The sequence below is a fragment of the Sphingomonas sp. DC4900 genome (assembly GCF_049896485.1).
GTDB lineage: Bacteria > Pseudomonadota > Alphaproteobacteria > Sphingomonadales > Sphingomonadaceae > Sphingomonas > Sphingomonas aquatilis.
The window spans coordinates 24,141-41,212 of record NZ_JAFCUK010000015.1 but is presented as its reverse complement, the minus strand read 5'-3'; the positions used below and the strand labels follow the sequence as shown (position 1 = coordinate 41,212).

Sequence of the window (17,072 nt, the reverse complement as noted above, 5' to 3'; positions counted from 1 at the left end):
CCTGCTATCGTTCCCGATATGGCCACCGATTTTCAGGAACCGACGGTGGGCGTGCTCGACGCGCCCTTCGATACCGCGCTGTCGGACCGCTACCTCGTCTATGCGCTGTCGACGATCACCGCGCGCTCGCTGCCCGACGTGCGCGACGGCCTGAAGCCGGTGCATCGGCGGTTGCTGTGGGCGATGCGGCTGCTGAAGCTCGATCCCGCGCAAGGCTACAAGAAATGCGCGCGCGTCGTCGGCGACGTGATCGGTAAGTATCACCCGCACGGCGATCAGTCGGTCTATGACGCGATGGTCCGCCTCGCGCAGGACTTCGCGCTGCGGTATCCGTTGGTCGACGGGCAGGGCAATTTCGGGAACATCGACGGCGATAATGCCGCGGCGTATCGCTACACCGAGGCGCGGCTGACGCAGGTCGCGATCGACCTGATGGATGGGCTGGACGAGGACGCCGTCGCCTATCGCCCGACCTATAATGGCGAGGAGCAGGAGCCGGAGCTGTTCCCGGGCCTGTTCCCCAATCTGCTCGCCAATGGTGCAGCCGGGATCGCGGTCGGCATGGCGACGAGCATTCCGCCGCACAATGCCGCCGAGTTGCTGGATGCGGCGATGATGCTGGTCGACAAGCCCGATTGCCCCGACGCCGCGGTGCTCGACTATGTTAAGGGGCCGGACTTTCCGACCGGCGGCATCGTCGTCGATCCGGCGGCGGTGATCGCGGAAAGCTACGCCACGGGGCGCGGCAGTTTCCGTGTCCGGGCGCGCTGGGACATCGAGCGCGAAAAGGGCGGCGGCTGGCAGATCGTCGTCAGCCAAATCCCTTACGGCGTGCAGAAGGGCAAGCTGATCGAACAGATCGCCGGCCTGATCAACGACAAGAAATTCCCGATCCTGGCCGACGTGCGCGACGAATCGGATGCCGAGATCCGCGTCGTGCTCGAGCCGCGCAGCCGCACCGTCGACCCGCAGGTGCTGATGGATGGGCTGTTCCGCTTTTCGGACCTCGAAACGCGGATCAGCCTCAACCTCAACGTGCTCGACAAGGAGCGGACGCCGCGCGTCATGTCGCTGGGCGGGGCGCTGAAGGCGTGGGTGGAGCATCAGTTCGTCGTGCTCGACCGGCGCACGCGGCATCGCCTCGGCAAGATCGCCGACCGGATCGAGCTGCTCGATGGCTATCTGATCGCCTATCTCAATCTCGATCGGGTGATCGAGATCATCCGCACCGAGGACGAACCGAAACAGGTGATGATCGCGGAATTCAGCCTGACCGACCGGCAGGCCGAAGCGATCCTCAACATGCGGCTGCGCAGTTTGCGGCGGCTGGAGGAGTTCGAAATCCGCGGCGAGCGCGACAAGCTCGACAAGGAGCGGGCCGAGCTGGAAGGACTGCTCGCCGATCCCGCCAAGCAGAAGCGGCGGATGAAGCGCGACCTGAAGAAGATCCGCGATCGCTACGGGCCGGAGACTGCGCTGGGCGCGCGGCGGACGGGGATCGAGGAAGCGGCGCCGACGCGTGACATCCCGCTGGAAGCGATGATCGAGCGTGAGCCGATCACCGTCATCCTGTCGCAGCGCGGCTGGATTCGCGCGATGAAGGGGCATGTCGACCTTGCCGCGTCGGATACGCTGAAGTTCAAGGAAGGCGATGGCCCGGCCTTCGCCTTCCACGCGCAGACGACGGACAAATTGCTGCTCGCGGCGGAGAATGGGCGCTTCTACACGCTGGCGGCCGACAAATTGCCGGGCGGTCGCGGCTTCGGCGAGCCGGTGCGCGCGATGATCGACCTCGACGGGTCGGTCGGCGTGGCGGCCTTCCTCAATGCGCGCGCGCAGGAGCAATTGCTGATCGCGGCGACTGACGGGCGCGGCTTCCGCGTGCCGGTGGCGGACGTGATCGCAGAGACCCGCAAAGGCAAGACGGTGATGACGCCGCGCGTCGGGCAGAAACTGTTGGTCGTGCGGCCGGTGGTGCCGAACGCGGATTACATCGCGGCGATCGGCGACAACCGCAAATTCCTGGTCTTCCCGATCGCCGAGCTGCCGGTGATGACGCGCGGGCAGGGGGTGCAGATCCAGCGCTTCCGCGAAGGCAGTTTGTCCGACGCGACGACCTTCGTCTTCGCCGAGGGCATGAGCTGGCCGATGGGGGGCGATACGGGACGCACCCGGACGGAGAGCGACCTGTCACTGTGGCGCACTGCGCGCGGTGCCGCGGGGCGGACACCGCCGACCGGCTTCCCCCGCGACAATCGCTTCGGGGGGTGACGGGGGCGTTCCCCAGTATCGTCATTGCGAGCGGCGCGACGCCCTCTTGGGCGTCCCGGTCCGGCTATGATGGCTTCGCCGTGCCCGCAATGACGGAGGTGATGGTCGAACCCTCTCATCCCGCTGAATGATCGATGAACAGCGGAAGCGCTGCTGTCCTTGCCGGCAAATAAAAGGACTGTGCTAAAAATAGCACTTCCATCCTAACAAGGTAAGACATTGAAAGTCGGTGGGTTTTTCAGGTGCAATAATGGACTGCAACACTGACGTAATCTGCTCGTCATCTAGTGAAAAATTTGTAATTTGAGTGATGTTACAGCGCTGTGACAGCGCTCGCGTCAGGAAAACAAAAGGGATCCTGTCGTGTTTACCAAAACCCTGCTCTCCACCACGAGCTTGTCGGCGTGCCTGATCTCCGCTGCGATGATCGCCACGCCGGCCCTGGCCCAGACCATCGATGCCACCGCCTCCACGCCTACGCAGGCGGCGCCGACGCCGACGTCCTCCGGCGCGAAAAGCGACGACATCGTCGTCACCGGATCGCGCATTCGGCGCCCCTCGATCGACAATGCCCAGCCGACCAACGTCATCGATTCGAAGCTGCTCGACGATCGCGGCTATGCCAATGTCGCCGATGCGATCAATCAGCTGCCGGGCTTTGCGGTGCCGGACAGCTCGTCGCTGGGCAACCAAGGCAACGGGTTCGGCGTCGGCCAGAGCTTCGTCAACCTGTACGGCCTGGGCTCGCAGCGCACGCTGACGCTGGTCAACGGCCGGCGCTTCGTCGGTGCCAATGCCTCGACCGTCTTTTCGTCGGCGGGCGGCGGCGGGCAGGTCGATCTGAATACGATCCCGACCAAGCTGATCGAGCGCGTCGACACCGTGTCGATCGGCGGCGCCCCCATCTACGGCTCGGACGCGATCGCCGGCACGGTCAACATCATCCTGAAGCATGATTATGAGGGCATCGACCTCGACGGGCAGGCGGGGATCAGCCAGCGCGGTGACCTAGGCAACCAGCGCGTCCGTGCGCTGGTCGGCAAGAACTTCGCGGGTGGTCGCGGCAACATCACCGTCGATGCGGAATATAACCACGACGACGGCCTGCTTGGCAGCCAGCGCAGCGTGATCGCCCAGCAGTCGGGCTTCATTACGCCGTTCGATCCGAGTAATCCGACACAGCCGCTGGCGAATGCGCCCTATCAGAAGGTGCTCGTGCAGAACGTGCGCACCTTCCTGGGTGAGCCGGGCGGCAATCCCTATTTCCTCGATCGCGGTACGCTGGGGAAGACGCGCAGCATCACAGACGCCAACGGCAACCTGCTGCGCTTCGCGCCCGACGGCACGCTGGTGCCGTTCAACACCGGGCAGGTGACGACCGATCCGACGACGTTCCTCGGCGGCGATGCGCTCGACATGGCGAACATCACCAACCTGCGCGTCAACGACAATCGCTTCAACGCGACGGCGCTGCTCAATTATCAGCTGACCGACTCGGTGAAAGCCTATGGTGAGGCATGGTATTCGCGCAGCAACGCGACCAACCTCGCCGGCCAGCCGGTCTATAACACCGCCTTCTTCCGCCAGGCGGCACCGGGCGCGTTCGACATCAACGGCAACTACATCATGAAGGTGGGCAACCCCTTCCTGAACCCGCAGGCCAAGGCGATCATCGTCCAGAACCTGCTGGCGAACGGCCTGCCGGCGAGCGACAACGACGTCTTCTATCTGGGCCGGGCGAATACGGACCTCGTCACCGGCGTGTCGCGGCTGGAGCAGGACATGTACCGCTTCGTCGGCGGCTTCACCGGCGACTTCCAGGCGCTGGGCCACAAATGGACCTGGGATGCCTCGGCCAATTACGGGCGGACGAGCGGCACGTCGCTGATCCCCAGCCTGGTCGAGCCGAACCTGCGCCGCGCGCTGAACGTGGGCACCGATGCCAATGGCAATATCGTCTGCGCGGCGTTCAATCCCGATCCCAACGATCCCACGGCGCCGCCCAACACGCCGCAATATAACGGCACGATCTCGCAGACCTGCGCACCGCTCAATTTGTTCGGTAACGGAGCGCCGACGCAGGCCGCCCGCGATTACGTGACGACGATGGCACGGACGCAATCGATCACCAGCCAGCGCGACTTCCTGGCGACGCTGACGGGGGCGCTGGCGACGCTGCCCGGGGGCGATCTGGGCGTGTCGGTAGGCTATGAAAACCGGCGCGAATATTCGCGCTTCTCGCCGGATGCCTATTACACGCAGGCGCTGGGTCGTTCGATCCCGATCCTGGGTGTCGAAGGCAGCTACGTCACCAACGAGGTGTTCGGGGAAATGCGCGCGCCGCTGATCGGGCCGAACCAGCATATCCCGCTGGTCCACGAATTGGAGGTGAATGCGGCGGGCCGCTACGTCCACAATTCGGCCAATGGTGGTGCCTTCACCTGGACGGCGGGCGGACGCTGGGCGCCGGTGGCGGGCTTCGCAATCCGCGGCAATTATACCCGTGCGATCCGGGCACCGTCGATCACCGAGCTGTTCGCGGCGAACCAGCCTGCCTATGACGGCGGCTACGATCCGTGCGATCAGAGCAACGTGAGCGCCGGACCCAATCCGGCGGTGCGGGCAAAGAATTGCGCGGCGGCGGGCGTTCCGGCGAACTTCAGCTCGCTGATCAATTCGGCGACCGTGCCGGTCACGATTATCGGCAACCGCAACCTGCAGAACGAAAAGTCGTCGTCCTGGACCGTCGGCGGCGTCTTCGATCCCGCTTTCCTGCATGGGCTGACGCTGTCGGCGGATTATATCAGCATCGACCTGCGCAACGTCATCACCGCCTCCTCGGCGACATCGGTGCTGAAGGGGTGCTACGACTCGACCAGCTATCCGAACAACTTCTACTGTGGGCTGATCACCCGCGGCACCGGTCCGGATAATCTGGGGCAGGTGACCGCGCTGCAGGAGCCGTACGTCAACCAGGGCGCGCTGGTGTTCCGGGCGATCGAGGCGACCCTGGCCTATCCGATGACGCTGCCGGGTTCGATCGGCCGGCTGACGGTGCAGGCGAGCTATCAGCACGTCATCAAGCAATATGCCGTCATCAGCGCCGACAGCGGTATCCAGAACGAACGCGGGCAGCTGGGCCTCGGCAATTTCGTCGACCGGGCCAACCTGAACGCGACGCTCGACAGCGGCAACGTGTCCTGGTTCAACCAGATCCTGTACACCGGACCGGCCGTGTTCGATCCGACCGAGCAGCCCGGAACGCGCGACGTGATGGGGGTGGGCAGCTATGTGATGTGGAACACGGGCGTCGTGATCCACGCCACGCCGCGCTTCGATTTCCGCATTAACGTCAACAACGTCACCGATCGCAATATTCCCTATGCGGCGGCGGCAACGACGGGCGGGTCTTCGGCGGCGAACGTCTATTATGACGCGCTGGCGGGACGCTCGTTCCTGTTCGGCGCGGCGATCCACCTGTAAACGGCTTGCGCGGCCCTCGCCTGATCAGGCGGGGGCCGCGTAAACGTCTGGCCGACTTTCAGATCGCTTTAACGAACGCCGGTTATGGACGGGACTATGGCTACCGCCTCGTCCGATCTGGTGCCCCCGTTTTCCGCCGCGCAGGAGATGCTCGAGCGGGATCTCGAGCTGATCCCGATCCCCGCGGTGCAGGTGGCGCGCGAGGGCGATGCCTTTGGCTTCCTCTCGATGAATCGGGCCTACCGACTCGCGGGACTGGGCGTGGTGGCGGACCGGTCGCCGATGCTCGCGCTGCTGGCGAGTCGCATCGACGCCTTCCTTCGGTCGACCGAGATGCGCACCGATTTCGACTGGTCGATCGGCCAGGTGATCGATTCGCGTTATTATCGCGTGACCTTCGCACGGCCGACGCCGGCGCTGCGAGATCGCTGCCAGATTTCCTTCATCGACCTGACCGCACAGGTCCACACCGAACGCTCGCTACGCCGTGAGATGACCACGGACAGCCTGACCGGCCTGCCCAATCGCGAAGGGTTCGGCGATGCGATCGAGACGGCGCAGAAGGATCAGGGGCGGTGTGCGGTGCTGGTCATCGACCTGGACCGATTCGGGCGGCTGAATGCGTGCCTTGGCGGCCTTGCCGGTGATGAGCTGCTCATTACCGTTGCGCGCCGGATCAAGGGGGCGCTGCGCGCGCGTGACGTGCTGGCGCGAATCGGTGGCGACGAATTCGGGATCCTGATGGGGATCGACGACGATCAGGCGGAGGCGACCTGGCTCGCCGAGCGCATCCAGCGCGTGCTGACGGCGCCGTTCCGCCTGAGCGATTACGAGATCGGCATCGAATGTTCGGTCGGCATCGCGCATGCCGACGACAGCGTCGAGGATGCCGAGGAGCTGATCCGCAACGCGCAATTCGCCGCGAAGCGCGCGAAATCGGGGTTGCAGGTCGAAAGCTATCAGACGCAGGCCTTTACGCAGGCGCGCGAGCAGTTCGCGATGGAGACCGCGCTGCGTCGCGCGATCGAGGAGCGCCAGCTGCGCCTCGCCTTCCAGCCGATCTGCGACCTGTCGAGCGGTACGATCGTCTCGTTCGAGGCGCTGGCGCGCTGGCGCGATCCGCACGGCGTCGAGCATGATCCGGGGGCCTTCATCCCGGTCGCCGAGGAATCGGGGCTGATCGTGCCGCTGGGCCGCTGGGCGATCGAGGAAGCGGCGCGCACGCTGCGCTGGTGGGATGAGGAATGCGGCGGCTCGTGCGGCATGCGCCTCGCGGTCAACCTGTCGGCGATCCAGATGCAGCGCGACGATATCGCTCCGGTCGTCGAGGCGGCGCTGATCCGCCACGATCTGACGGGCGACCGCCTCGTGCTGGAGCTGACCGAAAGCGCGATCGTCAGCGATCCCGACCGTATCGCGGGGATCATGCACGCGCTGAAATCGCTGGGGTGTACGCTGGCGATGGACGATTTCGGCACCGGCTATTCGAACCTCGCCTACCTTCAGAAACTGCCGATCGATATTTTGAAGATCGACCGCAGCTTCGTGACGGGCATGCTGACCGACCGCGACAAGATCGCGATCGTGCGCGCTGTGCTCAGCCTGGCGCAGGCGCTCGGCATGCGCACGACCGCGGAGGGCATCGAGAGCAACGATCTGGCGCAGACACTCGCGGCGCTGGGTTGCACCTATGGCCAGGGCTATCTTTACGCGCGCCCGCTCGAGGCCGTCGATGCGCTCTCGACGATCCGGGCGGCGAGGGCATCCTCGACCGCCGCATCGGCGATCTGATCGACGCGATCCGCTGGAGGAAAACCCTCGGCGATCCAGCGCGTTTCGATGGCGCGCAAGACTGCGGCGACCTGCGGTCCTTTCGACAGCCCCCGCGCCACCAGCGCGCCGCCACCGATCGGCAAAGCGGGTGGTGCCCACCCCTGCAACGCCGACACGTCTTCGCCGGCGAGCAACAGGCGGTCGATCGCGCTCGCCATGCCGACGCGATAGGCGAGCGCGCGCGGTCCCTCGTCGCCCGGACCCTGCGTCGCCGCGCAAAGGCGCTTGCGGTCGGCGTTCGACAGCTTGAGGCGCGCGCCGACGCTTTCCGCCGCGGCGGGCGGGATCAGCGTTGCCAGCCGGCGGATCGCATCCGGAGCGATGCCAGCCGCCGCCTCGCGCGCCACCAGTTCGGCAAGCGGCGTGGCATCGACGATTTCGGGCAGGACGGCGCGGAAGATGCCGTGGTCGATCATGAGCGCGACGACGCGCACCGCCTGCGCCGCGACGAGCAGCTTGAGCAGTTCGGATGCGATCCGTTCGCGCGACAGGGCCATCAGGTCGTTGGCGCGGGCGCTGCAGGCCGCAAGGCCCTCCGCGTCGGGCGTGTCGCCGAAGCGGGCATGGAAGCGGAAGAAGCGCAGGATGCGCAGATGATCCTCGGCGATGCGGCGATACGGATCGCCGATGAAGCGCACCACCCGTTCCTCCAGATCGGCGAGGCCGCCGACCGAGTCGTACACCGCGCCCGTGACGGGATCGGCGTAGAGCGCGTTCATCGTGAAGTCGCGGCGGGCGGCGTCCTCGTCCCATGCGTCCGTGAACGCGACGACCGCGTGGCGTCCGTCGGTGCTGACGTCATGACGCAGCGTCGTCACCTCGATCGGGCCGGACGGGAGGACGGCGGTGACGGTGCCATGGGCGATGCCGGTGGGGACGGCGCGGATACCGGCGGCTTTCAGGCGAGCGAGCACATCGTCGGGCAACAGGCGCGTCGCGAGGTCGACGTCGGCAGGGTCGAGCCCCAATAGCGTATCGCGCACCACGCCGCCGACGAGCCGGGTCTGGTCCGGACCGCCAAGCGCCTCGATCAGCGCCGCAAAGCCTTCGCGCGCGCTCAGGCGGTCGAGGCTCAGGGTCACGCCCATGCGAGTTGCCGTGACAGATTGACGAGCATCGCTGCGGTTGCGCCCCAGATCCGGCGATCCTGCCAGCGGATTTCGTAGAAATGCCGCGTCTGCCCGCGCCATTCAGCGCTCGCCTCCACCTGCTGCGCCGGGTCGAGCAGATGATCGAGCGGGACTTCGAAGACGCTGGCGACCTCCGCCTCGCTCGGCACCAGCGGTATGTCGGCGGGGACGACGCCGAGCACCGGCGTGACGGCAAAGCCGGTGACGGTGCGATAGGGCGCGATGCTGCCGACCACATGAACGAGGGCGCGGGGCAGCGCGACCTCCTCTTCCGCCTCGCGCAGCGCGGCGGTCACCGGATCTTCGCCGGGATCGAGGCGACCGCCGGGGAAGGCGACCTGGCCTGCGTGATTGCGGAGCGTGTCGGTGCGCTGGGTGAGGATCACGCCGGGGCGGGGGCGGTCGGTCACCGCGATCAGGACCGCGGCGGGCGTGAGATCGGCGTCGCTGCGCGTTTCGCGATCATCGCTCGTCAGCAGCGCAGGCTGCGCGGCCCGTCGCGTATCGAGGGCGGCAGCCAGCCGCGCGGCGAGGCTCACGCGGTCATGTCCAGCGGGAAGAAGGCGCCATCGCTCCACACGCCAGGGCGTTCGGGGTCGGCAAGCGCGCGCTCGGCGAGGTCGTAATAGACCGGCCGCGCGACGAGCGCCTCCAGCCCGCCGCGGACGTGGAGGTAGGGGCGCGGACCATCCTCGCTCGTGGCGAAGCGCAGCGGATGGTCCGGGCCGGCCTTCACGAGATCGCCGGTGTTCAGCCGGAAGGCGAGGCGGCTTTCGGGGCCCTTGCCCTCCGCTTTCATCTCGACCGCGACGAAGGGGGCGTCCTCGACCGCGATGTCGAGCTTCTCGACCGGCGTGACGAGCACGTAGCGGCCATCCTCTTCGCGGCGCAGGATGGTGGAAAACAGGCGCACCATCGTCTGGCGGCCGATCGGCGACCCCTGATGAAACCAGGTGCCGTCGCGCGCGATGCGCATCTCGCTGTCGCCGCAATGCGCGGGGTTCCACTGTTCGACCGGCGGCAGGCGCCGTTGTTCGACCAGGGTGGCGATCTCGGCTAGGCTGAGACCGGCGAGATCGGGAAGCTCCTCCATCGGCATGGGGGCGAGGTAGGGGCTGGCAGGCGCGACGTAAAGCGGGTCAGGCGTTTGCGTGCGCCGCTGGCGAGGTGATCGGTCCCAGCATGCCATCGATGGCAGGCACATCGGCACCGCGCGCGAGCAGGCGGTGGCGTTCGACCGGGCCGGGCAGGCGCCAGCCGGCGGTGCGCGATGCGTCGAAGCCGAAGAAGCGCGCATAATATTCCGGGTCGCCGATCAGCATCAGCGCGCGATCGAGGCCATGCTCCGCCGCCGCGTCGAGCGCCTGCGTCATGAGGCGGCGGCCGATCCCATCGCGCTGCCGCCCCGGCTCGACCGCGACCGGACCGATCATGGTCAGACGGTGACCGACGCCGTCGTCACCGGTCAGCAGGACGGGCCAGCATTGGATCGAACCGATCAGCATGCCGTCTTCCACCGCAGCGACGCTGAGCGCGGGCACTGCGGCGGCGGCGCCACGCACCTTATACGCGGTACGTCCGTGACGGTCCGTGCCGAACGCACGGTCGAGCAGCGCCTCGACGGCGGCGCCATCGATATCAGCCAGCGGCACGAAAGCGATCACGGGCAGGGGTCCTTCACGTCCGACAGCGGGCGGCGGCGCGCATGACGCGCGCGGGGGCGGATGGCAAGCGGAATGCGCAAGGATCGCACCCCACTCGCGTCCGGCAAGCAGGCTTGCTAGAGGCGCCGCCCATGCAAGACCGTCTTCAGCTGCAGGTCCACGACCTCGAAGTCCAGGTGCTCACCGGCATCTATTCGGAAGAAACGCACCTGCCGCAGCCGTTGCGCATCGACCTGACCGTCGACCTGCGCTGCCCGGATCATTTCGCGCCCGATACGCCGCTGTCAGCGTCGAAAAACTATCTCGATCTGAAGCATGCGGCGACCACCGCACTGCCCGAGGGGTTGCACTTCACGCTGATCGAGGCGGTCGCGGACCATATCTGCGAGACGCTGTTCCTCGCGGACGAGCGTGTGCTGCGCGTCGAGGTGAAGATCGTAAAGCTCGCCATTGCCGAAGCTGGCGAATCGATCGGGGTCACGCTGGTCCGTCACCGTCGGTAAACGGCGGCGCGGGCCGGATCAGCGCAGCGTGCGCGTCCGGCCGCAGGGACCGAGCTGTTCCAAGACGAAACGATAGTCCTGCCGCGCAAGCTCCGCATTGGCGGGATCGAGCGAGGCGGTGCTGCGATCGGGTAGCGCAGCGGGCAGGGCGCAGGCCAGACGATACCAGAGCAACGTATCGCGTGCCGGCGGTGCAGCGGCCTCGTCGACGATCTCCGACAGCGCGACCGCCCAGCGCGGCTGCTCGCCGGGCCGGCGGAGCACCGTCAGCGAGACGGGCGCACCGTTCGCAGTGGTCAGGAACACCTGCGTCTCGCCTTCGCCGGGCAGCGCGCCGGGTACGTGGAAGGCGTTGCCGATGCCGGTGACGACGGGCGGGGCATCGGCGGCGACGAGGCTCTGCGCGATCGCGCGGACGCGCTGGTCTTCGGTCGGGGACCAAGGAATCTGCGCATCGGGCGCGACGAGCTGGATCTGATTCGGCGTGCCCGGCACGCTCCGCCCGAACAGCAGGACGCGCAGTTTCTTGAGCTTTGGCTGACGACCTGCCGAATCGGGCGCGACATCAAGCAGATAGCCGATTCGCGGTGGCAATCCGCCCGCGCCGCGCACCAGCGCGACCAGATCGGCCTCGACATAATAGCGTGTCATGCCCGGCGCGACGCCAGCCGAATCGGCGCCCTTCAGCTTCAGGGCCGAGCGGATCGTGGCGTCCGCGATGATCGGCGACGCGATCACCAAATCGGCGATGTCGGCATAGGGCGGCGCGGCTTGCGCGCCGATGCCGGGTGAGGCGCTTGTGGCCGAAACCGCGGAATTCTGCGGCATTTGTGCGGCAATAAGGGGGCTGGATACGGCCGAGGCGAGGCAGGCGAGCAGGATGGCCGGCCGACGGTGAAAGGCGCTGATCATGGCGGTAGCGCTAGCCCAGCGCGCCTGAACGATACAGAAATAATTCTGTCGCGAAGCGATTGTACGTTTGTTGCGTCCGACAAAGCGTTTGCGCGGCGGGGAACGGGGCGATAGGACTGACGGCACTGCCATATCCGGCGCAGCCGGGGCAGTGGCCTACGCGTGTCCTTCCCCCAGGCGCCGCGAGGACCACGAGATTAGGGAGTGTCGTTGCTGAATGGCCTATGCTGACCAGAAGATGTCCGGTGGCAAGATGGTCGCGATTTTCATCGTCGTGCTCATCCATGCGGCGCTGGGCTATGCCTTCGTCACCGGGCTCGCGTACCAATACGTGAAGAAGGCCCAAGAAAAGCTTAATACGTTCGACGTCGAGGAGCCGCCGCCCCCGCCGCCGGACGAACCGCCGCCCCCTCCGCCCGATACGCCGATGACGCCGCCACCCGTGGTGTCGCCGCCGCCGATCGTGCAGAATCCGAATCCGCCGCCCGTGGTGATCCAGACGGTCACGACGCCGCCGCCGGCCGTCAATCTGACGCCGATCGCAGCGCCGCCGGCCCCGCCTGCTCCCCCTGCGCCGCCGGCTCCGCCGGTCGTCAGCAAGGCTGCGGGTGCGAAGGGTGACCCGTCGGCGTGGATCACGAACGACGACTATCCGCCCAGCTCGCTTCGCAACAACGAAGAGGGCACCAGCGTGATCGCCTGGACGATCAGCACCGCTGGCCGGGTGGAGAATTGCCGGACGACCTCGTCCAGCGGCTCGTCGGCTCTCGATCGTGCAGCCTGTGCGGCGATCACGCGGCGGGGACGCTATACCCCGGCGCAGGACGCCAGCGGTAACCCGATCGCCACGACGCAGACCCGGCGCGTGGTCTGGAAGATCCCGAAGGAATGATGCGGCCCGCCCGTTATCCGGAATAGGCCGGACGACGGGCGGATCCTCCCCGAACTTCTACACCGTTTGACAAGGATTTAACCCAAATGCTCACCACCATTCTCGCGGCCGGCGGCACCGCGGCAGCCGAAAACCAGTTCGGTCTGCAGGCCGCTCTGAAGGAAGGCGGCCTCATCTCGCAGTCGGTCTTCACGATCCTCGTGCTGATGTCGATCGTCTCCTTCTACATCCTGTTCTCGAAGCTGTTCGAGCAGCAGAAGATCATGAACCAGGCGAAGCGCGTCCGTCAGGGCTTCTGGCAGTCGAGCAACCTGCGTGAAGGCGCGGCCAAGCTCGAGAAGAACTCGGCCTACAAGCAGCTCGTCGACGATGGCCTGCAGGCGCAGGACCAGCACGCCAAGCTGACCGATCCGGTCGAAGCGCACGACTGGCTGCACGGTTCGCTCGCCCGCTCGGAAGCGGCGATCAACTCGAAGCTGGGTGGCGGTCTCGCCTTCCTCGCGACCGTCGGCGCGACCGCACCGTTCATCGGTCTGTTCGGCACCGTGGTCGGCATCTACCGCGCGCTCATCAAGATCGGCGCGTCGGGCGATCCCTCGATCGACAAGGTCGCAGGCCCGGTCGGTGAGGCGCTCATCATGACCGCGCTCGGCCTGGTCGTCGCGGTTCCGGCCGTGCTCGCCTACAACTGGCTGCAGCGCCGCAACAAGTCGATCGCGGAAGACCTGTCGGCCTTCTCGAACGACGTGCTGGGCTTCCTCGCTTCGAACGGCGCCGTGAAGCCGACGATCGCAGGTGCCGCTTCGAAGGCGCCGGTGAAGCCGGTTGCCGCGACCACGACCGCCGGCCAGGCCGGTGGCGTGCAGACGCGCCCGTAAGCGACGAGGCTGCGGGATGTGCCGGCATCGGCGCATCCCGCAACCCGCCGGCGCCGGTGCCCGTGGCTTCGTCCACTGCGGCAGATGGCGTCCGGCCATAAGGAATGGATAGGATAGCTCGCACATGGCGATGAGCACTGGAGGAGGAGGCTCCTCCGAGAAACCGATGTCGGACATCAACACCACGCCACTCGTGGACGTGATGCTGGTGCTCCTCATCATCTTCCTGATCGCCGTTCCGGTGGCGATCCAGACGGTCAAGGGCATCGTTCTGCCCAAGGTCCGTTTCGATCCGACGACGACGAAGCCCGAAAACGTGCTGCTGTCGGTGACGAGCGGCCCGGACGGCAACTGCCTCGTCTATTGGGGCACGTCGCCGATCACCAGCAAGGATCTGCTGACCCGCGCGGTCGACAAGCTGAAGCTGGAGATCGAACGCCAGGGCGGCGCGGGCAACCCGAACCTCGAACTGCCCGAAGTCCATATCCGCGGCGACGTCAACACGCCCTACAAGTGCATCGGCGGCACCATCTACACGATGCAGCAGGCAGGCTTCGCCAAGGTCGGCTTCATCTCGCAGCCGCCACCCGCGGGTGGCTGATCTGCCCCGCCCGACCCAGGAGTATTTGACATGGCAATGAGTGGTGGCTCGGACGACGGCGAGCCGATGATGGACATGAACACGACGCCGTTGATCGACGTCATGCTCGTGCTCCTCATCATGTTCATCATTACCCTTCCGATCCCGACGCACGCGGTGAAGGTCGACCTTCCGGTCAACGATCCGCGTAACCAGAAGCCGCCGGTCGATCCGCAGAAGAACAAGATCATCATCGACGCGGCCGGCACGGTCTCGTGGAATGGTCAGCCGGTCGACGAGGTGACGCTGCGTCAGTATCTGGACACCGCTGCGGCGATCAATCCGGAGCCGGAATTGCACTTCCAGCCGGACCCGCAGGCGAAGTACGACAAGGTCGACCAGACGCTGGCGGTGATCAAGCGCTCGGCGGTTACGAAGCTCGGCTTCATTGGCAACGAACAGTATCGCAACGATTTCTGATCGACGCCGAACGGTACGATGACAGGGCGGTCCCATCCGGGGCCGCCTTTTTTTGTGTCAGGGCGGCGGGGGTTGCGTCGGTCGGCTCGTGCGGGATTGCCGAGCCGCCGAGCCGCCGAGCCGCCGAGCCGCCGAGCCGCTGAGCCGCTGAGCCGCTGAGCCGCTGAGCCACTGAGCCACTGTAACGGATGGCTGGATATGCTGAGCGAGTGGTCGGCCGATCACGCGTGGCCGGGCACTATTCCAGCCTTCGTGGAGGCGGTTGCAAAGGGCCGCTACGTCATGCCGGACTTGGTCCGGCATTCACTGGCCCGCACATCCAGACACTGTTGTTCTCATGGTGCGGTGGCCGCTTGAATATGTCTGGGGGGGCGGTCAGGAAGGGCCGCGCGAAGCCGCTGTTGTGATGTCTCCTCCACGGTTGGCATTTCCAGACAAGCGCTAGGCGACAGCCGCGCGTCACCCCAATCTGCGCTGCGGCGATGGTTTTCGAAGACCGTCAGGAGCCTCTCTTGTTGAGCGTAGGCACCCGACGGGCTTGAGGCCGAGCAACGGGCGTCCGTACGCCCATCCTGACGGTTGGCGCAGGCCCGGAGAAGCTGTCGCCTTGCCAAATATCCCCCGGCCTTGGCCAGAGCACCTTATTGAGCGTTCGCTACCTAGCAGGCGCCCCCAACGCCGCAAGAGCCTCTGAAGCCCGACGTGCCGGTCCCCGATGGAGAGGCAAACGTGCCCCCGGTCTCGGCACCCCTTGTAGGACGAGCACCCCGCACCCATATCCCTTTCGCTATAGTCGCATATCGACGGTTTATCGGCGCTCTGCGACCCTTTCTCCCTCTTTCCCTGCAGCCCGGCATCAGGCGCAGCGACACGCGTTCCGCCTGTCACGAAAGAAGGGATTTCCCATGAGCACGATCGGCACCGTCAAATTCTTCAACGCTGACAAGGGGTATGGCTTCATCGCGCCTGAGAGCGGCGGCACGGATGCGTTCGTCCATATCTCGGCGGTCGAGCGCGCCGGCTTTGCGACGCTGACCCAGAACCAGCGCGTCGGCTATGACTTGGAAGAGGATCGCCGCGGCAAGATGGCCGCGGTCAACTTGCACAGCGTCGACTGATCCTCGCCGCCTGACATCGATCCGACGCCGTCCGATAGGGGCGGCGTCGGCATCTCGTTTCTCGTCCGGGGTTAAGCCATGTCGAACGATGCCGCCTTCTGCCGCCGTCAGGCGATGATCCAGCGTGGTGTCGCCGATGCAGCGACGCTGGACAATGTCCGTCTCCAGTCGGAGCGCGCTGCCGCGAGCTGGGATGCGATGGCCAGCCGCGCCGAGCGGACCGAGCGCCTGCGTGCCGACCGGCTGGCACGCGAAGCGATCCCCCCGACCAGCCTGTCGTGACGGGCCGAGCGTCGGCTGTCGCCGCACGCTTAACGCCCCGTCATCCCGACCTTCCGGAAACGTCGGTCGCGCTTGCCCATGCGACGCTGCGGCAGGGCGCGCGCCATATCGCGGGACTCGCGCCCTGGGCCGATCCCATGGTGGAGGGGCCACAGGCGGTGGTCCGCGCCCGTTACGTGGGCAATTGTCTGCGCGAGCTCGACAGGTTTCTGGGTGTCTTGCTGGACGTCTCATGCCTCGCCCCACGGCCGCGGCTGCTGACGTTGAAGCCCGATACCGCAACCCGCATCGCCGTTTACGAAACGGATGGGTGGGACGTACGCCCGGCTCAGCGGCGACTGCGCGCCCTCGAACGGTCGCGCCTGTGCCTGTTTCATGACGCGGGACGGGTGGGCTGCGGGGATGTACCGCAGGCCCGCTGGCTGACATCGGGGTGGCGGGATGCCGGATCGCGGGACCTGCGCCGTTATGCGATCGGCGCGCGATTGCGCCCGAGTGCGCTGCACTTGCACGATATTGCCGGTTTCTACGCAGGCTTGGGGGACCGCATCGTCAGCGGTGCGCCCGACAGCTGATCAAATCGCTTGCGACTCTGTCTCCGAAGTGACACGTTAGTGTCATAAAAGTGAAACCTGCACGTCATGCAGGGAAGGAGATGGTGCTATGCGTGTGATGGTGGCAGCAACGCTCGCGGGTGCATGTCTGGCGACGCCGGCTCTGGCGGCGGACCGCACCGGCTATCAGGCGATCGCGGCCGGCGATTTCGCCACGGCCGCGAAGCAGATCGAGGCCGAGCGCCGAATTTTTCCGGATCGCCCCGAACTGATGCTCAACCTTGCGGCGGCCTATCTGCGCACCGGTCGGACGGCGGATGCCCGCGCGCTATATCGCGGCGTCCTGGAGCGGCCGGCGGTGGCGATGGACATGCCGAACGGCGCCGTTCTCTCGTCGCATGACGTGGCGACGCGAGGCCTGTCACGGCTGACATCGACGACGCTCGCGACGCGCTGAGCCGCGGGGTAGCCCCGCAGCCGGGCGGCTGGGGG

At 66.4% G+C, this 17,072-nt stretch carries 17 protein-coding genes; 12 read left to right on the top strand and 5 right to left on the bottom strand.

Going from position 1 to position 17,072, the window contains the following annotated elements; all coding sequences use genetic code 11:
- The first annotated feature begins 18 nt into the window (after positions 1 to 18).
- From parC to ACP690_RS15000, 3 genes are all read left to right on the top strand, one after another.
- Positions 19 to 2,271: a DNA topoisomerase IV subunit A gene (gene parC / locus ACP690_RS15010; RefSeq protein WP_043060652.1), complete on the top strand. Its 2,253-nt coding sequence runs from the start codon at positions 19 to 21 to the stop codon at positions 2,269 to 2,271.
- Between the two features lie 363 nt (positions 2,272 to 2,634).
- Entirely contained in the window at positions 2,635 to 5,754 is a 3,120-nt protein-coding gene (locus ACP690_RS15005) for a TonB-dependent receptor domain-containing protein (RefSeq protein ID WP_426261483.1), read from the top strand.
- A 96-nt stretch (positions 5,755 to 5,850) separates the two neighbouring features.
- Positions 5,851 to 7,545 (top strand): putative bifunctional diguanylate cyclase/phosphodiesterase, encoded by a 1,695-nt coding sequence (locus ACP690_RS15000; RefSeq protein ID WP_426261484.1) that lies wholly within the window; start codon positions 5,851 to 5,853, stop codon positions 7,543 to 7,545.
- Here the strand turns inward: ACP690_RS15000 and ACP690_RS14995 are convergent.
- Genes ACP690_RS14995 through ACP690_RS14980 form a run of 4 tightly spaced genes read right to left on the bottom strand, consistent with a single transcriptional unit; the run spans position 7,461 to position 10,381 of the window.
- On the bottom strand, positions 7,461 to 8,675 hold the full coding sequence (locus ACP690_RS14995) for a CCA tRNA nucleotidyltransferase (protein ID WP_426261485.1): 1,215 nt from the start codon (positions 8,673 to 8,675) through the stop codon (positions 7,461 to 7,463). The two genes, ACP690_RS15000 and ACP690_RS14995, sit on opposite strands and share 85 nt — an antisense overlap.
- A complete protein-coding gene (locus ACP690_RS14990; RefSeq protein WP_426261486.1) occupies positions 8,666 to 9,256 on the bottom strand; it encodes a CoA pyrophosphatase in 591 nt (196 codons plus the stop codon). Before ACP690_RS14990 ends, ACP690_RS14995 begins: the two co-directional genes overlap by 10 nt.
- Positions 9,253 to 9,816 (bottom strand): DUF1285 domain-containing protein, encoded by a 564-nt coding sequence (locus tag ACP690_RS14985; protein WP_426261487.1) that lies wholly within the window; start codon positions 9,814 to 9,816, stop codon positions 9,253 to 9,255. Before ACP690_RS14985 ends, ACP690_RS14990 begins: the two co-directional genes overlap by 4 nt.
- 40 nt (positions 9,817 to 9,856) lie before the next feature.
- Positions 9,857 to 10,381, bottom strand: a complete 525-nt coding sequence (locus tag ACP690_RS14980) for a GNAT family N-acetyltransferase (protein WP_426261488.1) — start codon at positions 10,379 to 10,381, stop codon at positions 9,857 to 9,859.
- Between the two features lie 131 nt (positions 10,382 to 10,512).
- Here ACP690_RS14980 and ACP690_RS14975 point away from each other — a divergent pair, with 131 nt between their 5' ends.
- On the top strand, positions 10,513 to 10,884 hold the full coding sequence (locus ACP690_RS14975; protein ID WP_017979410.1) for a dihydroneopterin aldolase: 372 nt from the start codon (positions 10,513 to 10,515) through the stop codon (positions 10,882 to 10,884).
- Positions 10,885 to 10,902: 18 nt separating this feature from the next.
- Here the strand turns inward: ACP690_RS14975 and ACP690_RS14970 are convergent, their stop codons facing one another.
- Positions 10,903 to 11,712 (bottom strand): hypothetical protein, encoded by an 810-nt coding sequence (locus ACP690_RS14970; RefSeq protein WP_147036371.1) that lies wholly within the window; start codon positions 11,710 to 11,712, stop codon positions 10,903 to 10,905.
- Between the two features lie 301 nt (positions 11,713 to 12,013).
- Here ACP690_RS14970 and ACP690_RS14965 point away from each other — a divergent pair, with 301 nt between their 5' ends.
- From ACP690_RS14965 to ACP690_RS14930, 8 genes are all read left to right on the top strand, one after another.
- On the top strand, positions 12,014 to 12,688 hold the full coding sequence (locus tag ACP690_RS14965) for an energy transducer TonB (protein WP_017979408.1): 675 nt from the start codon (positions 12,014 to 12,016) through the stop codon (positions 12,686 to 12,688).
- 86 nt (positions 12,689 to 12,774) lie between these two features.
- The gene (locus ACP690_RS14960) at positions 12,775 to 13,566 is read left to right on the top strand and encodes a MotA/TolQ/ExbB proton channel family protein (protein WP_017979407.1); all 792 of its coding nucleotides are present in this window, start codon (positions 12,775 to 12,777) and stop codon (positions 13,564 to 13,566) included.
- 124 nt (positions 13,567 to 13,690) lie between these two features.
- Complete coding sequence (locus ACP690_RS14955) at positions 13,691 to 14,167, top strand: ExbD/TolR family protein (protein ID WP_024310304.1); 477 nt, start codon at positions 13,691 to 13,693, stop codon at positions 14,165 to 14,167.
- Positions 14,168 to 14,197: 30 nt separating this feature from the next.
- On the top strand, positions 14,198 to 14,626 hold the full coding sequence (locus ACP690_RS14950) for an ExbD/TolR family protein (RefSeq protein ID WP_024310303.1): 429 nt from the start codon (positions 14,198 to 14,200) through the stop codon (positions 14,624 to 14,626).
- A 905-nt stretch (positions 14,627 to 15,531) separates the two neighbouring features.
- Positions 15,532 to 15,744, top strand: coding sequence for a cold-shock protein (locus ACP690_RS14945; protein ID WP_017979404.1), 213 nt, complete (start codon positions 15,532 to 15,534; stop codon positions 15,742 to 15,744).
- A 78-nt stretch (positions 15,745 to 15,822) separates the two neighbouring features.
- Positions 15,823 to 16,026 (top strand): hypothetical protein, encoded by a 204-nt coding sequence (locus ACP690_RS14940; protein WP_017979403.1) that lies wholly within the window; start codon positions 15,823 to 15,825, stop codon positions 16,024 to 16,026.
- Positions 16,023 to 16,601, top strand: a complete 579-nt coding sequence (locus ACP690_RS14935; RefSeq protein WP_426261489.1) for a hypothetical protein — start codon at positions 16,023 to 16,025, stop codon at positions 16,599 to 16,601. The genes ACP690_RS14940 and ACP690_RS14935 overlap by 4 nt, the downstream gene beginning before the upstream one ends.
- Positions 16,602 to 16,689: 88 nt before the next feature.
- Positions 16,690 to 17,037 carry a tetratricopeptide repeat protein gene (locus ACP690_RS14930; protein ID WP_426261490.1) on the top strand — a complete coding sequence of 116 codons (348 nt, stop codon included), beginning with the start codon at positions 16,690 to 16,692 and terminating at the stop codon, positions 17,035 to 17,037.
- Positions 17,038 to 17,072: the final 35 nt, after the last annotated feature.